This is a genomic window from Agromyces sp. NPDC056523 (genome assembly GCF_042794545.1).
Classification (GTDB): Bacteria; Actinomycetota; Actinomycetes; order Actinomycetales; family Microbacteriaceae; genus Agromyces.
The window spans coordinates 332,306-350,768 of the sequence record NZ_JBHTTM010000003.1 but is presented as its reverse complement, the minus strand read 5'-3'; the positions used below and the strand labels follow the sequence as shown (position 1 = coordinate 350,768).

The window sequence follows — 18,463 nt, the reverse complement described above, 5'->3', positions numbered from 1 at the left end:
CGCGAGCCGGCTCGCGCGCCAGTCAGCCCCGGCCATCACCGGCCTCGGCATCGAGCCCAGGCAGGATGCCGTCCTCCACCGCCCGTCGCAGCAGGTCGACCTTCGTCGGCGCGGGCCGTCCGACCTCGACGTACTTGGCGCGGATGCGGTCCAGGTACTCCCGCGCGGTGGAGTGGGCGATCCCGAGCTGCTGGGCGACGAGCTTCAGCGGCAGCCCCGAGGCGTACAGGTGCAGCACGTCGCGTTCGCGACGTCCGAGTTGGGCCTTCGCGAAGTCGCGGTCGGCTTCGATCGCGCTCGCCCACTCGACGTTGTTGAGCGCCTCCCCGCGGGCCACGGTCGCGATGGCCGCGATGACGGCCGAGGTCGGCGAGGACTTCGGGATCACCCCGGCCGCGCCGGCGGCGAGAGCCTCCCGCACCGCGGCGACGCGATCGGCGATGCTGTGCACGAGCACGAGGCTGCCCGACGCGAGGACGCTGTGCACGTTGTCGGTCACGCTCGACCCGTCGCCCAGCGAGAGGTCGAGCAGCACCACGCGCGGCGGCTCGCTGCCGGGATCGTCGAACACCGCGAGCAGGGTCGGCACGTCGGCCGTGTCGGCGACGACGTCATAGCCGGCGTCGCGGCACGCGGCGCGCAGGCCGAGTCGCACGGCCTCGTGGTCGTCGACGATGGCGACGGTCGTCACGCCACGGCCTCCATCGGACTGCTCGGTCACTCGGCCACCCCCGTCATCCGGCTTCCGTCGTCGGTTCCGTGCTGGTCCTCACACGATAGCGGCCAGTCGAGCGACCGCCTCGACGTGGTGCGTGTCGGGGAAGAGATCGAAGGCGCGCAGCGCCTCGAGCTCGTATCCGTGGGCGCGGAACAGCCCGACGTCCCGTGCGAGCGCGACGGGGTCGCACGCGACGTAGACGACCTGCGCGGGCCGCAGCGCGGCGATCCGGTCGACGACGGCCCGACCCGCACCGGACCGCGGCGGGTCGAGCACGACCGTCGCTCCGGTCAGGCCGCGCGTCGCGGCATCCGGCGCCGCTACCAGCTCGTCGAGGTACCGGTCGACGCGCGCGGTCACGGCGCGGGCACCCACCCAGTCGGCGAGGTTGGCGCCGGCGTGCTCGGTCGCCCTCGCGTCCGCCTCGACGGTGGTGATCCGCACGTTCGCGCCGAATCGATCTCCGACGGCCGCCGCGAGCAGGCCGACCCCGCCGTAGAGGTCCTGGTTGTCGGCGGCGGGATCGAAGCGATCGGGGTCGACGAGGTCCTGCACGGCGGAGGTCAGGGTCGCGGCCGCGCCGACGTGCACCTGCCAGAAGCCGTCGCGGTCGACCGTGAAGCGCCGTACGCCGACGCGCTCGATGATCGTGGGCGGCTCGCCGCGGCTGCTGCGGCGGTCGCCTGCCGAACGGACGATCAGCTGCGCCGCTCCCTCGGCGGGGGCGACCAGGTCGACCGCGGCGGCACCCTCGAGCTTCCGTGTGAGCGGGGCGACCGCCTGGATGCCCGCGACCGCGAGCGGCAGCGAGGCGACGGGCACCACGGTATGGCTGCGCGCCGCGTAGGGCCCGACGGTGCCGTCGGGCGCGACGTGGAGGCGCACGCGCGTGCGCCATCCGGTGCCGGCCTCGGGATCGACGCCCGGTGCGAGGGAGGGATCGACGGGTTCGACCGCGGCTCCGGTCTCGACGCCGCCCATGCGGTGGAGGGCATCGCGGAGCACCTCGGCCTTGAGCTCGCGCTGCCGCGTCATCGCGATGTGGCCGAACTCAGCACCGCCGGCGCGCTGCTCGGGGGCGCGGTCGACGGATGCCTCGGGCCACGCGTGCTCACGGCGGTCGGGCGAGGCACGCAGCACCGAGACCGTCTCGGCACGCCAGAATCGCTCGCGTCCCGCATCCACGACCTGCGCGGCGACCCGCTCGCCCGGGATCGCGTCGGCGACGAAGACGACCCGGCCCTCGTGACGCGCGACTGCGACGCCGCCGTGGGCGATGCGCTCGACCTCGAGCTCGAGCACGGGCCCCGGCTCGGGGGGCCGGGGCGCGGCGGCGCGGCGGTGACCGCGAGCGGGGCGGCGACGACGTTCCTGTGCCATCACCCGAGCATCGCACACGGCGCGACCGGCAGGATGGGGGCATGCGCCTCTACCTCGCCTCGACCTCCCCCGCACGTCGTCAGCTCCTGCGGCAGGCTGGCGTCGAGCCGCTGCTCGTCGCTCCCGGGGTCGACGAGGAGGCCGCGGTGGCCGCGCACGAGGCCGGGCACGGCCCGCTCGCGCCGGCCGAGCTCGTGCAGCTGCTCGCGCGGCGCAAGGCCGAGGCGATCGTGGGCCGCGAGGTGGACGGACGACCGATCGACGGGCTCGTGCTCGGCGGCGACTCGGCCTTCCTGGTCGAGGGCGAGCTGCACGGCAAGCCGCACCACCCCGAGGTCGCGCGGGCGCGGTGGGCCGGGCAGAACGGACGGTCGGGCGTGCTGTGGTCGGGCCACTGGCTCATCGACCACCGCGACGGGGCGCCGAAGGGCGCGGTGGGCCGCCCCGCGTCGGCGGTCGTGGAGTTCGCGCGGCTCGACGACGCCGAGATCGACGCGTACGTCGCCACGGGCGAGCCGCTCGCCGTCGCGGGCGCGTTCACGGTCGACAGCCTCGGCGGTCCGTTCATCCGATCCGTGACCGGCGATCCCTCGACGGTCGTCGGGCTCTCGCTGTCGACGCTCCGCGAGCTCGTGCACGAGCTCGGCGTCCGGTGGACGGACCTCTGGGACCTGCGCTGAACCGCTGAAACGGCGCGCGACCAGTGGGAACACGCACCGCAGCCGCCGATCATTGTCGGCGAACGACACGCTCCGGTTGCTTTTTTGTGGACCGCGCCCAAAGGCGGCTCGGAATCCGCCAATAGGCTTGGGGATCATGCGTCGCATCACGAAGGTCCTCATCGCCAACCGTGGCGAGATCGCCGTCCGCGTCATCCGCGCGGCTCGCGACGCGGGCATCGCTTCGGTCGCGGTCTACGCCGACCAGGACCGCGATGCCCGCCACGTCAAGCTCGCCGATGAGGCGTACGCGCTCGACGGCACCACGAGTGCCGAGACGTACCTCGTCATCGACAAGCTGCTCTCCGTCGCCCGCCGCTCGGGTGCCGACGCCGTGCACCCCGGGTACGGCTTCCTCGCCGAGAACCCCGACTTCGCCCGTGCCGTCATCGCCGCCGGCCTCGTGTGGATCGGACCGTCGCCCGAGGCCATCGAGCGCCTGGGCGACAAGGTCTCCGCGCGACACGTCGCCGAGAAGGTCGGCGCCCCGCTCGCGCCGGGCACGCTCAACCCCGTGGCGGATGCCGCGGAGGTCCTCCAGTTCGTCGACGAGCACGGCCTGCCCGTGGCCATCAAGGCCGCGTTCGGCGGCGGCGGTCGCGGACTCAAGGTGGCTCGCACGCGCGACGAGGTGCCCGAGCTGTTCGAGTCGGCCACGCGCGAGGCCGTCGCGGCGTTCGGCCGCGGCGAGTGCTTCGTCGAGAAGTACCTCGACAAGCCCCGCCACGTCGAGACCCAGTGCCTCGCCGACGAGCACGGCAACGTCGTCGTCGTCTCGACGCGCGACTGCTCGCTCCAGCGCCGGCACCAGAAGCTCGTCGAGGAGGCACCGGCGCCGTTCCTCACCGAGGAGCAGAACCGGCTGCTGTACGACGCGTCGAAGGCCATCCTGAAGGAGGTCGGCTACGTCGGCGCAGGCACGTGCGAGTTCCTGATCGGCCAGGACGGCACGGTCTCGTTCCTCGAGGTGAACACGCGCCTCCAGGTCGAGCACCCCGTCTCCGAAGAGGTCACCGGGCTCGACCTCGTACGCGAGCAGTTCCGCCTCGCAGAGGGTGGCGTCCTCGACTACCCCGACCCCGAGACCACGGGCCACTCGATCGAGTTCCGCATCAACGGCGAGGACCCGGGTCGCAACTTCCTCCCCGCGCCCGGACCGATCCACCAGCTGCGCTTCCCCGGCGGCCCCGGCGTGCGCGTCGACTCGGGCGTCACGAGCGGCGACGAGATCTCGGGCGCGTTCGACTCGCTCCTCGCCAAGCTCATCGTCACGGGCGCCACGCGCAAGGATGCGCTCGAGCGCGCGCGCCGCGCACTCGACGAGTTCGAGGTCGCCGGCCTGCCGACCGTGCTGCCGTTCCACCGCGACATCGTGGCCCACCCCGCCTTCGCTCCTCTGAACGGCGAGCCCTTCTCGGTCTACACGCGCTGGATCGAGACCGAGTACGACAACACCCTCGAGCCCTGGACGGGTGAGCTCGAGGAGTCCAAGGGCCCGGCCGCTCGCACGAGCGTCGTCGTCGAGGTCGACGGCCGCCGCGTCGAGGTCTCGCTGCCGAAGCGCCTCGCGGGCGCCACGTCGGGAGCCGCCACGGCCGGACCGGCGCCGCGCCGTCGCGCGGTGCACCACTCGGTCGACACCGCCACGGGCGATGCGGTCACCGCGCCCATGCAGGCGACAGTGGTCAAGGTCGCCGTCGCCGAGGGCGACAAGGTCGTCAAGGGCGACCTCGTGCTCGTGCTCGAGGCCATGAAGATGGAGCAGCCGATCGTCGCCCACAAGGACGGCGTGGTCGGGCTGGTCAACGCCGAGCCCGGCGCGACCGTGTCCAGCGGCCACCTGCTCCTGTCGATCGCCGACGCACCCGCCGCCTGACGGGCGGAGCGGCGGCGCGCCGACGGCGTCGGCGCGCGCGGCTCAACCGAACGGCGGGGCGCCCTGCGGCGTGGGGAGCTCGACCTCGCTGACCTCCTCGCCCAGGCGCGAGCGCCGGCGGCCGTAGAGCAGGTAGATCACGACGCCGATGGCGAGCCACACGAGGAACCGCACCCAGGTGAGCGTCGTGAGGTTGAGCATCAGCCAGAAGCACAGGACCGCCGACAGGATGGGCAGGACCGGCGACCACGGCACCCGGAACCCGCGCGGCAGGTCTGGCCGCGTCCGGCGGAGCACCACGATGCCGAGGCTCACGAGCACGAAGGCCGAGAGCGTGCCGATGTTGATCATCTCCTCGAGCAGCCCGACGTCGGTGAACGCGGCGACGAGTGCCACGATGGTGCCGCCGATGATCTGGATGCGCGCCGGCGTCTTGGTGTGGTGCGTCGTCACCGACAGCCACCGCGGGAGCAGGCCGTCACGGCTCAGGGCGAACACGATGCGCGAGAGTCCCAGCAGGAGCACCATGATGACGGTCGTGAGTCCGGCAAGCGCGCCGACCGAGATGACCGCCGACGCCCACTCCTGCCCAACGAGCCGGAACGCCGTGGCCAGCGAGGGCGCCTCCTCCTGCGCGAGCTCCTGGTACGACACCATCCCGGTCATCACGATCGAGACGAGCACGTAGAGCGCCGTCACGATGCCGAGGCCCAGGAAGATGCCGCGGGGCAGGCGCTTCTGCGGTTCCCGGACCTCCTCGGCGCTCGTCGCGACGACATCGAAGCCGATGAACGCGAAGAAGACGAGCGACGCGGCGGAGAGCATGCCGAACACGCCGTACTGCGCGGGCGCCGCGCCCGTCGCCCACGAGAACAGGGACTGCGTCCACACGTCGGCCGAACCGCCCTCGCTCGGGACTGGTGCAGGGATGAACGGCGTGAAGTTCGCCGCGTTGAGGAAGAAGAACCCGACCACGATCACGAACAGCACGATCGCGACCTTGATGAGCGTGAACACCCAGCCCACGCGCGAGGTGAGCTTCGTTCCGGCCACGAGCAGCGCGGTGAACACCGCGACGACGAGGAACGCCGGCCAGCTGACCTCGATCCCGCCGATGTCGATCGTCGCGGGGAACGGGAGCCCGAACGCGAGCAGCGCCTCGCCGAGGTACACGCCCCAGTACTTCGCGATCACGGCCGCGCCCGTGAACATCTCGAGGATGAGGTCCCAGCCGATGATCCACGCGAGCAGCTCGCCCATCGTTGCGTACGTGAAGGTGTACGCGCTGCCGGCGACCGGCACGGTCGAGGCGAACTCGGCGTAGCACATGATCGCGAGCCCGCACGTGATCGCGGCGAGGATGAACGAGACGATCACGCTCGGCCCGGCGAAGTTCGCCGCCGCCTGCGCGCCCACCGAGAAGATGCCCGCGCCGACCGCGACCGCGATCCCCATGAGCGCCAGGTCCCACGTGCCGAGCGACCGCTTGAGGCTGCGCTCCTCGTCACCCGAATCGGCGATCGTCGCCTCGACGGACTTCACGCGCCAGTCCATGAGCCTCCCCCTCTCACGCGCCGTCGGCGTCGAGGGCGCACAAGGGTCAGCGTACGACGTGCATGGCCCTCGCGGCATCCGTCAGCGAGCCCGTCAGCGACGGATAGACCGGGAACGCCTCGGCGAACTGGTCGACCGTGAGGCGGTGCTCGACGGCGAGCGCGAGCGGGAAGATCAACTCGGAGGCCTTCGGCGCGACGATCACGCCGCCGATGATGGCGCCCGAACCGGCCGAGGCGAACAGCTTCACGAAGCCGTCGCGGATGCCCATCATCTTCGCGCGCGGGTTCGACGAGAGCGGCAGCTTGTACACCGCGCCGGGCACGACGCCCTCGTCGATCTCCTTCTCGGTCCAGCCGACCGTCGCGATCTCGGGCTGCGTGAAGATGTTCGAGGTGATGTTGCGGTTCTCGGGCGGGTTGACGATGTCGCCCATGGCGTGGAAGACCGCAGTGCGGCCCTGCATCGAGGCCACCGACGCGAGCGGCAGGAACGTGGTGCAGTCGCCCGCCGCGTAGATGTTGGGCATCGAGGTGCGCGCGACGCGGTTGACGCGGATGTGCCCCGACTCGGCGAGCTGCACGCCCGCCTCCTCGAGACCGAGGTCGTGGGTGTTCGGCACCGACCCGACCGCCATGAGGCAGTGGGAGCCGCGCACCTCGCGCCCGTCGGTCAGTGTCGCCACGACCCCCTCGGCGTCGGCCACGACGGACTCGGCGCGGGACTTGTTCATGACCTTCATGCCGTTGCGCTTGAAGACCTTCTCGATGACGGATGCCGCGTCGGCATCTTCGCCCGGGAGCACTTGGTCGCGGCTCGAGATGAGCGTGACCTTCGCGCCGAGCGCGCGGTACGCGGACGCGAACTCGGCCCCGGTGACGCCGGAGCCGACGACGATGAGGTGCTCGGGCACCTGCTTGAGGTGGTAGAGCTGCGTCCACGTGAGGATGCGCTCGCCGTCGGGCACCGCGGTCGGCAGCACGCGCGGTGTCGCCCCGGTCGAGATCACGAGCGTGTCGGCCTCGATGCGGTCGAAGTCGGTGCCGCCCTTCGCGGTCGAGACGATGATCGCGTTCGGGCCGTCGAGCCGGCCCTCGCCCTGCACGAGGTGCACGCCCGCCTCGATGAGGTTCGAGCGCATGTCCTCGGACTGCTGGGCCGCCAGCCCGAGCAGCCGCTTGTTCACGGCCTGCAGGTTGATCGCCACCTGCGGCTTGACGGCCTTCTCCTGGTCGCCCTTCGCGTAGAACTGCACGCCGAGGTCGGCGGCCTCCTTGACCGCGTTCGATGCCTCGGCGGTCGCGATGAGCGACTTCGACGGCACCACGTCGGTGAGCACCGCCGAGCCGCCGACGCCCGCCCGTTCGACGAGCGTGACCTCGGCGCCGAGCTGCGCCGCGGCGAGCGCGGCCTCGTATCCTCCCGGTCCACCTCCGAGTACGGCGATCCGCTGCGTGCGCTCGAACTCGGTATGCGACATGCGGACCATTCTTCCCCACGGGCGACCGGCCGCGCGAACGCGGGCGGGCGAGCGGATGGCGCGCGCAGGCGAGCGCGCGGGCGCGCACGCCGTGCCGCGGCATCCGGGCCTTGCGTACCATGAGGGGATGCAGCAGCAGAACCCGCTCGACGACCCCGCCGCCGACCCGTTCGCCATCGCCCGCGACGCCGCCGCCCGCATCGCGGAGCTCACCGGCGTCGAGCGGCACGACCTGGCCCTCACCCTCGGCTCGGGCTGGGGCGCCGCGGCCGAGCTCATCGGCGAGACCACGCACACCATCCCGGCCGACCAGGTGCCCGGCTTCTCGAAGCCGGCCGTCGAGGGACACGTCGGCACGCTGCGATCGGTCGCGCTGCCGAACGGCCGGCGCGCGCTCGTGATCGGCGCCCGCACGCACTACTACGAGGGCCACGGCGTGCGCCGGGTCGTGCATTCGGTCCGCACCGCCGCCGCCACAGGGGCGACGACGATGATCCTCACGAACGGCGCGGGCGGCATCAAGGAGCACTGGGCCGGCACCCCGGTGCTCATCAGCGACCACATCAACCTCACGGGCGACTCGCCGCTCGAGGGCGCCACGTTCATCGACCTCACCGACCTGTACTCGTCGCGCCTGCGCGACCTCGCCCGCAGGATCGACCCGTCGCTCGACGAGGGCGTGTACGTGCAGTTCCGCGGCCCGCACTACGAGACGCCGGCCGAGGTGCAGATGGCCAAGACCATCGGGGGCCACATCGTCGGCATGTCGACGGCGCTCGAGGCGATCGCCGCCCGCCAGGCCGGCATGGAGGTGCTCGGGATGTCGCTCATCACGAACCTCGCGGCGGGCATCCAGACCACGCCGCTCAGCCACGAGGAGGTCATGGAGGCCGGCCGCAACGCCGAGGCGACGATCTCCGACCTGCTCGCGAAGGTCGTCGCGGCCATCTAGCCGCCGACCGCACCCGGCCCTCGCGGCGCGACGACGCGCCCCGCATCGACAGAGAGAAGGCAACGGATGCCGCAGTCCACCGACGCCGACCGCATGGCCCTCGCCGAGGCCTGGATCGCCCAGGATCCCGACCCCGAGACCCGGGACGAGCTCACCGCCCTCGTCGAGGGCGCGCGGTCGGGCGACGCCGCCGCGGTCTCCGACCTGGCCGATCGCTTCGACGGCCGGCTCGAGTTCGGCACCGCCGGGCTGCGCGGCGAGATCGCCGCCGGTCCCAACCGGATGAACCGCGTGCTGGTCTCCCAGGGCGCGGCGGGCCTCGCGGCCTACGTGCTCGAGCGGGCGACGGATGGCACGGCACCGTCGGTGGTCGTCGGCTACGACGGTCGCCGGAACTCCCAGGCCTTCGCCCACGACGTCGCCGAGGTCATGGCCGGCGCCGGCGTCCGCGCCATCCTGCTGCCGCGCCTGCTGCCCACCCCGGTGCTCGCCTTCGCCGTCCGGCACCTCGACACGAGCGCCGGGGTCATGATCACGGCGTCGCACAACCCGCCCGACGACAACGGCATGAAGGTCTACCTCGGCGGCGACGACGCCGGCTCGCAGATCGTCGCTCCGGCCGACGCCGAGATCGCCGCGCACATCTCGCGGGTCGCCGAGGGCACGACCGTGCCCGAACTGCCGCGCGGTTCCTTCGAGACGGCACCCGAGTCGGTCGTCGACGCGTACGTGGCCGAGACGGCGGCCATCGTCGGCCCACCGCCGGCGCAGCCGCGCGTCGTGTACACGGCGATGCACGGGGTGGGCTGGGAGACGATGCGACGAGTGCTCGAGACCGCGGGCTTCGACGCGCCCGCGCTCGTCTCGGCGCAGATCGAGCCCGACGGGCGGTTCCCGACCGTGGCGTTCCCGAACCCCGAGGAGCCGGGCGCCATGGACCTCTCCTTCGAGGCGGCCCGCGCGGCCGGGGCCGACCTCGTCATCGCGAACGATCCCGACGCCGACCGGCTTGCGATCGCGATCCCCGACGCCTCCGCCGACGCGGGCTACCGCCGGCTGACGGGCAACGAGGTCGGGCTGTTGCTCGGCTGGCTGGTCGCAGAGCGGGTGGCCGGTCCGGATGCCGCGGCCACGGCGGGGGCCGACGGTGCCGCCCGTGGCACGCTCGCGTGCTCGATCGTCTCCTCCCCCGGCCTCGGGGCCGTGGCGCGTGCCTACGGGCTCGACTTCGCCTCGACGCTCACCGGCTTCAAGTGGATCTCGCGGGCGCCCGGCCTGGTGTTCGGCTTCGAGGAGGCGCTCGGCTACCTCGTCAATCCCGCGACCCTGCGCGACAAGGACGGCATCTCCGCGGGCGTGGCGTTCCTGTCGCTCGCGGCCGGTGCCGCAGCGGACGGTCGCACCGTCGCCGACTTGCTCGACGAATTCGTCGAGCGGTTCGGCTCGTTCGCGTCATCGCAGGTGTCGATCCGCGTCACCGATCTCTCGCGCATCGCCGACGTCATGGCGCGCCTGCGCGCCCAGCCCCCGACCGAGGTGGGCGGGGTCGGCGTGGAGCGCATCGACGACCTGGCGCGCGGCGTCGACGGGCTCCCGCCCTCCGACGTGCTGCGCATCCTGCTCGACGGCGGCGCCCGGGTCATGGTGCGCCCGAGCGGGACGGAGCCGAAGCTCAAGGTCTACATCGATGCCGCCGCGACGGAGGGCACGGTCGCCGAGCGGCGCGCCGCCGCCTCCGACATGGTCGCGCGGCTCGAGGCGGGCATGCGCGAACTCGTCGCCTGAGCCTTCCTCGGCCTCAGCCGATCGACGCCTCGAGCTTGCGGCCGATCTCCTCGACGTCGAAGTAGTTCTCGACCTCGACGATCTCGGACCAGGTCCGGCCGAGCGCGGCGCGCACCCGCTCGGCGAGCTCGGTCGAGGTGAGGACGACCTGCGCGTCGGCCGCGGCGTCCGCGACGCCCGCGAGGTCGCTCGCCGTCACGTCGGCGGAGAGCCCGAGCCGGTCGAGCGCGCGTTCGGCGTTCGCCTTCAGGATGGCCGACGTCCCGACGCCGAGCCCGCACACCGCGACGATCCTCATGCGGCCGGCCCCGCGCCATCCGTCGCCTCGCGGGACGGCTCGCCGCCCTCGTCGAACACCGCGACCACGTCGGCCACCGAGCGCGCGTCGGCGAGCCGGTCGATCGCCGACCGATCGTTGAAGACGTTCGCGAGGCCCGCCACGCTCGCCACGTGCTCCTCGGCGTTCGAGACCGCGAGCCCGACGACCACGCGCACCGGGTCGTTGTGGGGATGGCCGAAGGCCACCGGCTCGGCGAGCGTGACGACCGCCAGCCCGCTGCGGACCACGTCGGGCCCGGGCCGCGCATGCGCAAGCGCCAGGCCCGGCGCGATGACGATGTACGCGCCGAACTCCTCGAGCACCGCGATCATGCGGTCGGCGTAGCCCTCGCGCGTCGCGCCGGAGCGGGTCAGCGCCCGCCCGGCTTCGCGCACGGCGGCACGCCAGTCGTCGGCGCGAGCGGCGAGGATCACGGCATCGTCGGGGAGCGGGGGAAGGGTCATCGTGATCGGAAAGGGTCAGGCCTCGTCGAAGCCGTCCTGGATCTGCTCGAGCAGGTCTTCGCGATCGTCGAGCGGCAGGAACGCCGCGGCGGCGGCGTTCAGCTGGAACGTCTCGAGGTCGTCGAGGTCGTAGCCGAACGCGTCGACGAGCAGCGCGAGCTCGCGCGTCAGGCTCGTGCCCGACTGCAGCCGGTTGTCGGTGTTGACGGTGACGCGGAAGCCGAGCTGGTAGAGCAGGTCGAACGGGTGGTCGACGAGCTCGTCGCCCCACGCCGCGATCGCGCCGGTCTGCAGGTTCGACGACGGGCTCGTCTCGAGCGCGATCTCGCGGTCGCGAACCCACTGCGCGACCGGACCGAGCGAGACGTAGGTGTTCTCGTCGTCCTGGCGCTCGATCGTGAGGTCTTCGGCGAGGCGCACGCCGTGGCCGAGGCGCAGGGCGCGACCGTCGAACAGGGCGCTGCGGATGGACTCGAGGCCGTCGCCCTCGCCGGCATGCACCGTGACCGGGAGGAACTGCGTGGCGAGGTAGTCGAAGGCGGTGCGGTGCCGACTGGCGGGGAATCCCGCCTCGGCGCCGGCGATGTCGAACCCAACGACGCCGCGATCGCGGTGGCGCACGGCGAGCTCGGCGATCTCGAGACCTCGGTCGGCGTGGCGCATCGCGGTGACGAGCTGGCCCACACGGATGCGACCGCCCTGCCGGCGCACCTCATCGACGCCCTCGTCGAGTCCGGCCTGCACGGCCTCGACCGTCTCGTCGAGCGAGAGCCCGCGGCTGAGGTGCTGCTCGGGCGCCCAGCGCACCTCGCCGTAGATCACGCCGTCCTCGGCGAGGTCGAGCGCGAACTCGCGCGCGACGCGGGCCAGGCCGTCGCGCGTCTGCATCACCGCGGTCGTCAGGTCGAACGTCTTCAGGTACTCGACGAGCGAGCCCGAGTTCGACTGGTCGGCGAACCAGGTCGCGAGCGCCTCGGCGTCGGTCGCGGGCACCTCGTGCCCGATCTCCTCTGCGAGTTCGATCAGGGTCTGCGGCCGCAGGCCGCCGTCGAGGTGATCGTGCAACGAGATCTTGGGCAGCGACCGGATGTCGGTCCCGTCCCCCTCGAGCCGGTAGTCGGTCGCGCGCGTGTCCACCCCACCACGATAGCGGCGCGCGCCTCGCCCGGCGCGGCCATTTCGCGCGGCGTCAGCGGCCGATGCGGTCGGCGATCAGGGGCCCGCCGTCCTGGATCTCGTCACCGGCGTCGCCGATGGTCCACGCGCCCTCGACGGCCTCGAGCGCCCGCGCGAACCGCTCGGGCTCGTCGGCGTGCAGCGTGAACAGCGGCTCGCCCTTGCGGACCGGATCGCCCGGCTTGGCGTGCAGGTCGATGCCGGCGGCGTGCTGCACCGGGTCCTCCTTGCGCGCGCGACCCGCGCCGAGGCGCCAGGCGCCGATGCCGAACGGCAGCGCCTCCTGCCGGACGAGCACGCCGTCCCGGTCGGCCACGACCACGTGCTGCTCCCGCGCCGTCGGCAGCGGCGCCTCGGGGTCACCACCCTGCGCACGGATCGCCGCACGCCAGGTGTCCATGGCGCGCCCGTCGTCGAGCGCCGCCTCGACGTCGAGGTCGGGCTTGCCGGCGAGCGCGAGCATCTCGCGGGCGAGTTCGACGGTCAGCTCCCGGATGTCGGCCGGCCCGCCGCCCGCGAGCACCTCGACGGACTCGCGCACCTCGTTGGCGTTGCCGATGGTGAGTCCGAGCGGCACGTTCATGTTGGTGAGCAGGGCTGACGTCGCGACGCCCGCATCCTCGCCGAGCTCGACCATGGTGCGCGCGAGCTCGCGGGAGCGCTCGATGTCCTGCAGGAACGCGCCCGAGCCGAACTTCACGTCGAGCACCAGTGCCCCCGTGCCCTCGGCGATCTTCTTCGACATGATCGACGAGGCGATGAGCGGGATGGCCTCGACCGTGCCCGTGATGTCGCGAAGCGCGTACAGCTTCTTGTCGGCGGGCGCGAGGCCGGCGCCGGCGGCGCAGATGACGCCGCCGACATCGCGCAGCTGCGCGAACATCTCGTCGTTCGACAGTTCGGCCCGCCAGCCGGGGATCGACTCGAGCTTGTCGAGCGTGCCGCCGGTGTGGCCGAGGCCACGGCCCGACAGCTGGGGCACGGCGACGCCGAAGGTCGCCACGAGCGGCATGAGGGGCAGCGTGATCTTGTCGCCGACGCCGCCCGTCGAGTGCTTGTCGGTCGTGGGCTTGCCGAGGCCGGAGAAGTCCATGCGCTCGCCCGACGCGATCATCGCCATCGTCATGTCGCGGATCTCGCGTCGCGTCATGCCGTTGAGGAAGATGGCCATGGTCATGGCCGACATCTGCTCGTCGGCGACGTACCCGCGGGTGTACGCGTCGACGAGCCAGTCGATCTGGGCGGTCGACAGCTCGCCGCGGTCGCGCTTCGTGCGGATCAGGTCGACGGCGTCGAAGGCCTCGACGGTGCTCATGCGGTCTCTCCTCGGAATTCGGCGAGCTGTCGCGGGCCGAACGCGTCGGGCAGCACCTCGTCGATGGTCTTCAGTCCCGAGACGGTCTCGAGCACCATGCCGTCAGCCGAGTGCTCGTAGAGCAGCTGGCGGCAGCGGCCGCAGGGCATGAGCACGTTGCCGTGGCCGTCGACGCAGGTGAACGCCGTGAGCTTGCCGCCCCCGGACATGACGAGCGCGGACACGAGCGAGCATTCGGCGCACAGCGTGACGCCGTACGAGGCGTTCTCGACGTTGCATCCGCTCACGATGCGGCCGTCGTCGGCGATCGCGGCCGCGCCGACCGGGAATTGCGAGTACGGGACGTACGCCTTCGCCATCGCCTCGCGGGCGATCTCGCGGAGGTGGTCCCAGTCGATCGCGTGCTGGGCGGTCATGGTGCTCCTCGGGTCAGGACTTGATGTACGGCTTGCCCTCGGCTGCGGGTGGTCGTGACTTCCCGACCAGCCCGGCGACGGCGAAGATCGTCACGACGTAGGGCAGCATGAGCATGAACTCGCTCGGCACGGGCGAGCCGATGACCGACAGCGTGTTCTGCAGGTTCGACGCGAAGCCGAACAGCAGCGCCGCGAGGGTCGCCTTGATCGGGTCCCACTGGCCGAAGATGACGGCGGCGAGCGCGATGAAGCCCGCGCCCGCGGTCATCTCCTTGTTGAAGGCGATGCCCGAGCCGATCGTGAAGAACGTGCCGCCGAGGCCGGCGATCGCGCCCGCGAGTGCGACGTTCCAGAACCGGGTGCGGTTCACGTTGATGCCCACCGTGTCGGCCGCCTGCGGGTGCTCGCCCACCGAGCGGACGCGCAGGCCCCACTTCGTGTGGAACAGGCCGACGTAGACGAGGGCCACGGCGACGTACATGAGGTAGACGATGATGGTCTGGCGGAACAGCACGGGCCCGATGATCGGGATCTCGCTGAGGACCGGGATCGGCAGCCGCTCGAAGCGCTGAGCGGTGTTGTTGAGTGCGGCGGCGTTCGGGGCGAGGACCTGCGAGAAGAAGAAGCTCGTGAGGCCGACGACGAGCACGTTGAGCACGACACCCACGATGACCTGGTCGACGAAGTACTTGATGGCGAAGGCCGCGAGCACCATGCCGACGAGCATGCCGGCGACCATCGCCGCGATGGTGCCGGCGATGAGGCCGAGCCAGGCCTGGCCCGTGGACGACGAGACGATCGAGCACACGACGGCCGCGGTGAACGCGCCCGCGAGCAGCTGGCCCTCGATCGCGATGTTGATGACGCCCGCGCGCTCGCCGATGACGCCGGCGAGCGCGCCGTAGATCAGCGGAACGGCGAGGCTCAGCGAGCCGAACAGGAGGCCGATCATGGGCAGTGATGCGCCCGCGCCGGCCCATGTCAGGAAGCCGAACATGAACAGGATCGCGAAGACGACGACGAGCCAGAGCGGCACGCGGCGCTTCTGCGACACGAGCCACGCCGAGTACGCCGTCACGAGCCCCAGCAGGACGACGACGGTCCACAGTGCGGGCATCGCCGGAACGGTGAGCTCGGGCAGCTGGATGACGTCGTTGGCCGTCGAGAGCCGATAGGTGGTGGTGGCACCGCCGGATCGCGGCGCGAACACCGCGAACGCGAGCAGCACGAGCGTGAAGACGCCGAAGGCGATGGGTGCCTTCCAGCTCGTCACGACGGTCGTGTCGAGCGACGTGGACTGCGGCACGACGGGGGCGTTCGCCAGCGAGCTGCTCACTTCGCCACCACCTCCTTCGGGGTGACGCGCGTCGGTCGCTTCCGGCGGTCGGGATCGGGCAGCCGGAAGATCGTGCGCACGAGCGGCGGCGCAGCGATGAAGAGCACGATGAGGGACTGCACGACGAGCACGATCTCGATCGGCACGCCCTCGGCGGCCTGCATCGCGAAGCCGCCGGCCTTGAAGGCACCGAACAGGATGCCCGCGGCGAAGGTGCCCCACGGCGTGGATCGGCCGAGCAACGCCACCGTGATCGCGTCGAAGCCGATGCCCGCGTCGATGCCGGCCGTGAACCCGCTCGTGACGGTGCCGAGCACCTGGCTGACGCCGGCGAGACCGAGCAGCGCACCCGAGATGAGCATCGCGTAGACGTACATGCCCTTGACGTTGATGCCGGCGACGCGCGCAGCATTGGGGTTGATGCCGACGGCGCGGAACTTGAATCCGAGGCTCGACCGGCTGAGGATCCACCACACGATCACCGTGGCGACCACCGCGAGGATGAAGCCGAAGTGCAGGTTGTACTGGTCGCCGAGGAGCGCGGGGAAGATCGCCGTCTCCTTCATCGCCGGCGTCTTGGGGTTCGACGAACCCGGTGCCTGCAGCAGGCCCGGCGTGCGCAGCAGCCATGACACGAGGTAGAAGGCGACGTAGTTGAGCATGATCGTCACGATCACCTCGTGGGCGCCGGTGCGCGCCTTGAGCAGGCCGGCGATGCCGGCCCACAGCGCACCGCCGATGAGGCCGCCGACGAGCGCCACGAGCATGTGCAGGCCCCAGGGCAGGTCGAAGCCGAACGCGAGCCAGCCCGCGACGGATGCCGCGATGAGCATCTGGCCGCGGCCACCGATGTTGAACATGCCGACGCGGAACGCGAGGGCGACGCCGAGGCCGCCGGCGATCAGGGGCGTCGCGAAGGTCAGCGTCTCGGTGAGCGGGCGGATGCCGTCGATGAAGGTGTCGCGCCGGAAGTTGTAGATCGCACCCTGGAACAGCGCCGAGTAGGCGCCGGACACCGAATCCCAGACGGCGACCAGCGTGTCGGTGGGACGCGCGAAGAAGTACACGCTCGTCTGCTGGACCCGCTCATCGGTGAAGGCGATCATGATCGCGCCGACCAGCAATGCGAGCAGGACGGCGAGCACCGAGATGATGGCGTTGCCGGTGGCGATGTCGCGCAGCGTCGTGTGCCAGCGGGACGGCGGAGCCACCTCTGCGGCCTCGGGCGCCGGGGCCTCGGGCTCCTCGGCGACGGCGCCGGGTTCCTCGAGGACGACGTCGATGTCGAGGTCGGGCTCGTCGGCGCGGGGCGCGTCGCCCCGCGGCTCCTGGGGGTCGCTCATGCGGCCGCTCCTTCTGCGGGGGTTTCGCCGGCCATCATGAGGCCGAGCACGTCGCGCGGGGTGTCGCCGGGCACGATCCCGACGATGCGCCCGCGGTACATGACCATGATCCGGTCGGCGAGCGCCTCGGCCTCGTCGAGCTCGGTGGTGACCACGAGCACCGGGACGCCGTCGTCGCGGGTCTCGACGATGCGCTTGTGGATGAACTCGATGGAGCCCACGTCGACGCCCCGGGTCGGCTGGGCCGCGACGAGGAGCCGGAGCTCGCGGCTCAGCTCGCGCGCCAGCACCACCTTCTGCTGGTTGCCGCCGGACAGGCGGCTGGCCCAGACGTCGATGCCCTGCGTGCGGATGTCGAACTCGCGGACCTTCTCGCGCGCGAACTCGGCCAGCGCCCCGCGCTGCAGGCTGCCGGCCCGAACGAACGGCGGACTCTCGCTGCGGTTCAGCATGAGGTTCTCGGCGATCGTGAACTCGCCGACGAGGCCGTCCTCCTTGCGGTCCTCGGGCACGAAGCCCACGCCGGATTCCAGGATCCGGCGCACGCTCGCGCCGACGAGCTCGACGCCGTCGAGCCGGACGGTGCCCTGCACATGCTCCTGCAGCCCCAGGAGCGCTTCGGTGAGCTCGGTCTGGCCGTTGCCCTGCACGCCCGCGACCGCGAGGATCTCGCCGCGGCGCACCTCGAAGCTCACCTCGTTGACCACGAGGTGGCCGAGCGGGTCGATCACCGTGAGGCCCTCGACGACGAGCGCGGGATCGCCGAGCGTCGGCTCCTCCTTGCGGACCTTCAGCTCGACCGCACGGCCGACCATGAGCGACGCGAGCTCGGCGTTCGATGCGGTGGGCGACGCCTCGCCGACGACCTTGCCGAGCCGGATGACCGTGATGCGGTCGGCGACCTCGCGCACCTCACGCAGCTTGTGCGTGATGAAGACGATGGACGTGCCCGACTCCTTGAGCTGGCGCATGATGCCCATCAGCTCGTCGGTCTCCTGCGGCGTCAGCACGGCGGTCGGCTCGTCGAAGACGAGCACGCGTGCATCGCGGGAGAGCGCCTTGATGATCTCGACCCGCTGCTGGACGCCGACCGGCAGGTCTTCGACCAGCGCATCGGGATCGACGTGGAAGCCGAACCGCTTGGAAATCTCGAGGACCTTCTCGCGGGCGGCCGCCAGGTCGAGCAGCCCGCCGGTGCGTGTGGACTCGTTGCCCAGCATGACGTTCTCGGCGACCGTGAACACGGGGATCAGCATGAAGTGCTGGTGCACCATGCCGATGCCCGCCGCCATCGCGTCGCCCGGTCCGGCGAAGTGCTGCACCTCGTCGTCGAGGAGCACCTCGCCCTCGTCGGCGGTGTACAGGCCGTAGAGCACGTTCATCAGCGTCGACTTGCCCGCGCCGTTCTCGCCGAGGAGGCAGTGGATCTCTCCAGCCTCAACGGTGAGGTCGATGTGGTCGTTGGCGACCAGGCTGCCGAAGCGCTTCGTGATCCCGCGAAGTTCGAGCTTCATGTCCCCGATCCTAGTGAGGGCGCTGCATCCGTTGGGGGTGCTGCGCGGATGTCGGAGCGGCTCATGGCGGCCTGCTCAGATGTTGGGATGCGCGCGCCGATGCGCGAGCCGGAATG

16 protein-coding genes are annotated in these 18,463 nt (G+C 71.7%); 4 read left to right on the top strand and 12 right to left on the bottom strand.

Annotated features, from left to right (window positions below; genetic code table 11):
* Positions 1–22 precede the first annotated feature (22 nt).
* Entirely contained in the window at positions 23–691 is a 669-nt protein-coding gene (locus ACFQ58_RS12505) for a response regulator transcription factor (protein WP_376951447.1), read from the bottom strand.
* Positions 692–769: 78 nt separating this feature from the next.
* Positions 770–2,098 (bottom strand): class I SAM-dependent RNA methyltransferase, encoded by a 1,329-nt coding sequence (locus ACFQ58_RS12500; protein WP_376951446.1) that lies wholly within the window; start codon positions 2,096–2,098, stop codon positions 770–772.
* A gap of 41 nt (positions 2,099–2,139) precedes the next feature.
* Here ACFQ58_RS12500 and ACFQ58_RS12495 point away from each other — a divergent pair, with 41 nt between their 5' ends.
* A complete protein-coding gene (locus tag ACFQ58_RS12495) occupies positions 2,140–2,778 on the top strand; it encodes a Maf family protein (RefSeq protein ID WP_376951445.1) in 639 nt (212 codons plus the stop codon).
* Between the two features lie 136 nt (positions 2,779–2,914).
* A complete protein-coding gene (locus ACFQ58_RS12490; RefSeq protein ID WP_376951444.1) occupies positions 2,915–4,693 on the top strand; it encodes an acetyl/propionyl/methylcrotonyl-CoA carboxylase subunit alpha in 1,779 nt (592 codons plus the stop codon).
* Positions 4,694–4,735: 42 nt separating this feature from the next.
* Here the strand turns inward: ACFQ58_RS12490 and ACFQ58_RS12485 are convergent, their stop codons facing one another.
* Together ACFQ58_RS12485 and ACFQ58_RS12480 are read right to left on the bottom strand one after the other, a co-directional pair.
* Positions 4,736–6,247 carry an APC family permease gene (locus tag ACFQ58_RS12485; RefSeq protein WP_376951443.1) on the bottom strand — a complete coding sequence of 504 codons (1,512 nt, stop codon included), beginning with the start codon at positions 6,245–6,247 and terminating at the stop codon, positions 4,736–4,738.
* Between the two features lie 46 nt (positions 6,248–6,293).
* Positions 6,294–7,736 carry an NAD(P)H-quinone dehydrogenase gene (locus ACFQ58_RS12480; protein WP_376951442.1) on the bottom strand — a complete coding sequence of 481 codons (1,443 nt, stop codon included), beginning with the start codon at positions 7,734–7,736 and terminating at the stop codon, positions 6,294–6,296.
* A gap of 118 nt (positions 7,737–7,854) precedes the next feature.
* On the opposite strand from ACFQ58_RS12480, the gene ACFQ58_RS12475 reads away from it, so the two are divergent.
* Both ACFQ58_RS12475 and ACFQ58_RS12470 read left to right on the top strand, forming a co-directional pair.
* Entirely contained in the window at positions 7,855–8,679 is an 825-nt protein-coding gene (locus tag ACFQ58_RS12475) for a purine-nucleoside phosphorylase (RefSeq protein WP_376951441.1), read from the top strand.
* 66 nt (positions 8,680–8,745) lie between these two features.
* Complete coding sequence (locus ACFQ58_RS12470; RefSeq protein WP_376951440.1) at positions 8,746–10,464, top strand: phospho-sugar mutase; 1,719 nt, start codon at positions 8,746–8,748, stop codon at positions 10,462–10,464.
* Between the two features lie 13 nt (positions 10,465–10,477).
* Here the strand turns inward: ACFQ58_RS12470 and ACFQ58_RS12465 are convergent, their stop codons facing one another.
* From ACFQ58_RS12465 to ACFQ58_RS12430, 8 genes are read right to left on the bottom strand one after another with little or no spacing between them, the layout of a single operon-like run.
* The gene (locus ACFQ58_RS12465; RefSeq protein WP_376951439.1) at positions 10,478–10,762 is read right to left on the bottom strand and encodes a PTS sugar transporter subunit IIB; all 285 of its coding nucleotides are present in this window, start codon (positions 10,760–10,762) and stop codon (positions 10,478–10,480) included.
* Positions 10,759–11,247 (bottom strand): PTS sugar transporter subunit IIA, encoded by a 489-nt coding sequence (locus tag ACFQ58_RS12460; protein ID WP_376951437.1) that lies wholly within the window; start codon positions 11,245–11,247, stop codon positions 10,759–10,761. The genes ACFQ58_RS12465 and ACFQ58_RS12460 overlap by 4 nt, the downstream gene beginning before the upstream one ends.
* 15 nt (positions 11,248–11,262) lie before the next feature.
* Entirely contained in the window at positions 11,263–12,384 is a 1,122-nt protein-coding gene (locus tag ACFQ58_RS12455; protein ID WP_376951436.1) for an adenosine deaminase, read from the bottom strand.
* Between the two features lie 52 nt (positions 12,385–12,436).
* Positions 12,437–13,738 carry a thymidine phosphorylase gene (locus ACFQ58_RS12450; protein WP_376951434.1) on the bottom strand — a complete coding sequence of 434 codons (1,302 nt, stop codon included), beginning with the start codon at positions 13,736–13,738 and terminating at the stop codon, positions 12,437–12,439.
* A complete protein-coding gene (locus ACFQ58_RS12445) occupies positions 13,735–14,154 on the bottom strand; it encodes a cytidine deaminase (RefSeq protein WP_376951432.1) in 420 nt (139 codons plus the stop codon). Before ACFQ58_RS12445 ends, ACFQ58_RS12450 begins: the two co-directional genes overlap by 4 nt.
* Positions 14,155–14,167: 13 nt before the next feature.
* Entirely contained in the window at positions 14,168–15,490 is a 1,323-nt protein-coding gene (locus ACFQ58_RS12440; protein WP_376951431.1) for an ABC transporter permease, read from the bottom strand.
* Positions 15,487–16,833: an ABC transporter permease gene (locus tag ACFQ58_RS12435; RefSeq protein WP_376951429.1), complete on the bottom strand. Its 1,347-nt coding sequence runs from the start codon at positions 16,831–16,833 to the stop codon at positions 15,487–15,489. The genes ACFQ58_RS12440 and ACFQ58_RS12435 overlap by 4 nt, the downstream gene beginning before the upstream one ends.
* The gene (locus ACFQ58_RS12430) at positions 16,830–18,347 is read right to left on the bottom strand and encodes an ABC transporter ATP-binding protein (protein ID WP_376951427.1); all 1,518 of its coding nucleotides are present in this window, start codon (positions 18,345–18,347) and stop codon (positions 16,830–16,832) included. Before ACFQ58_RS12430 ends, ACFQ58_RS12435 begins: the two co-directional genes overlap by 4 nt.
* Between the last annotated feature and the right edge of the window lie 116 nt (positions 18,348–18,463).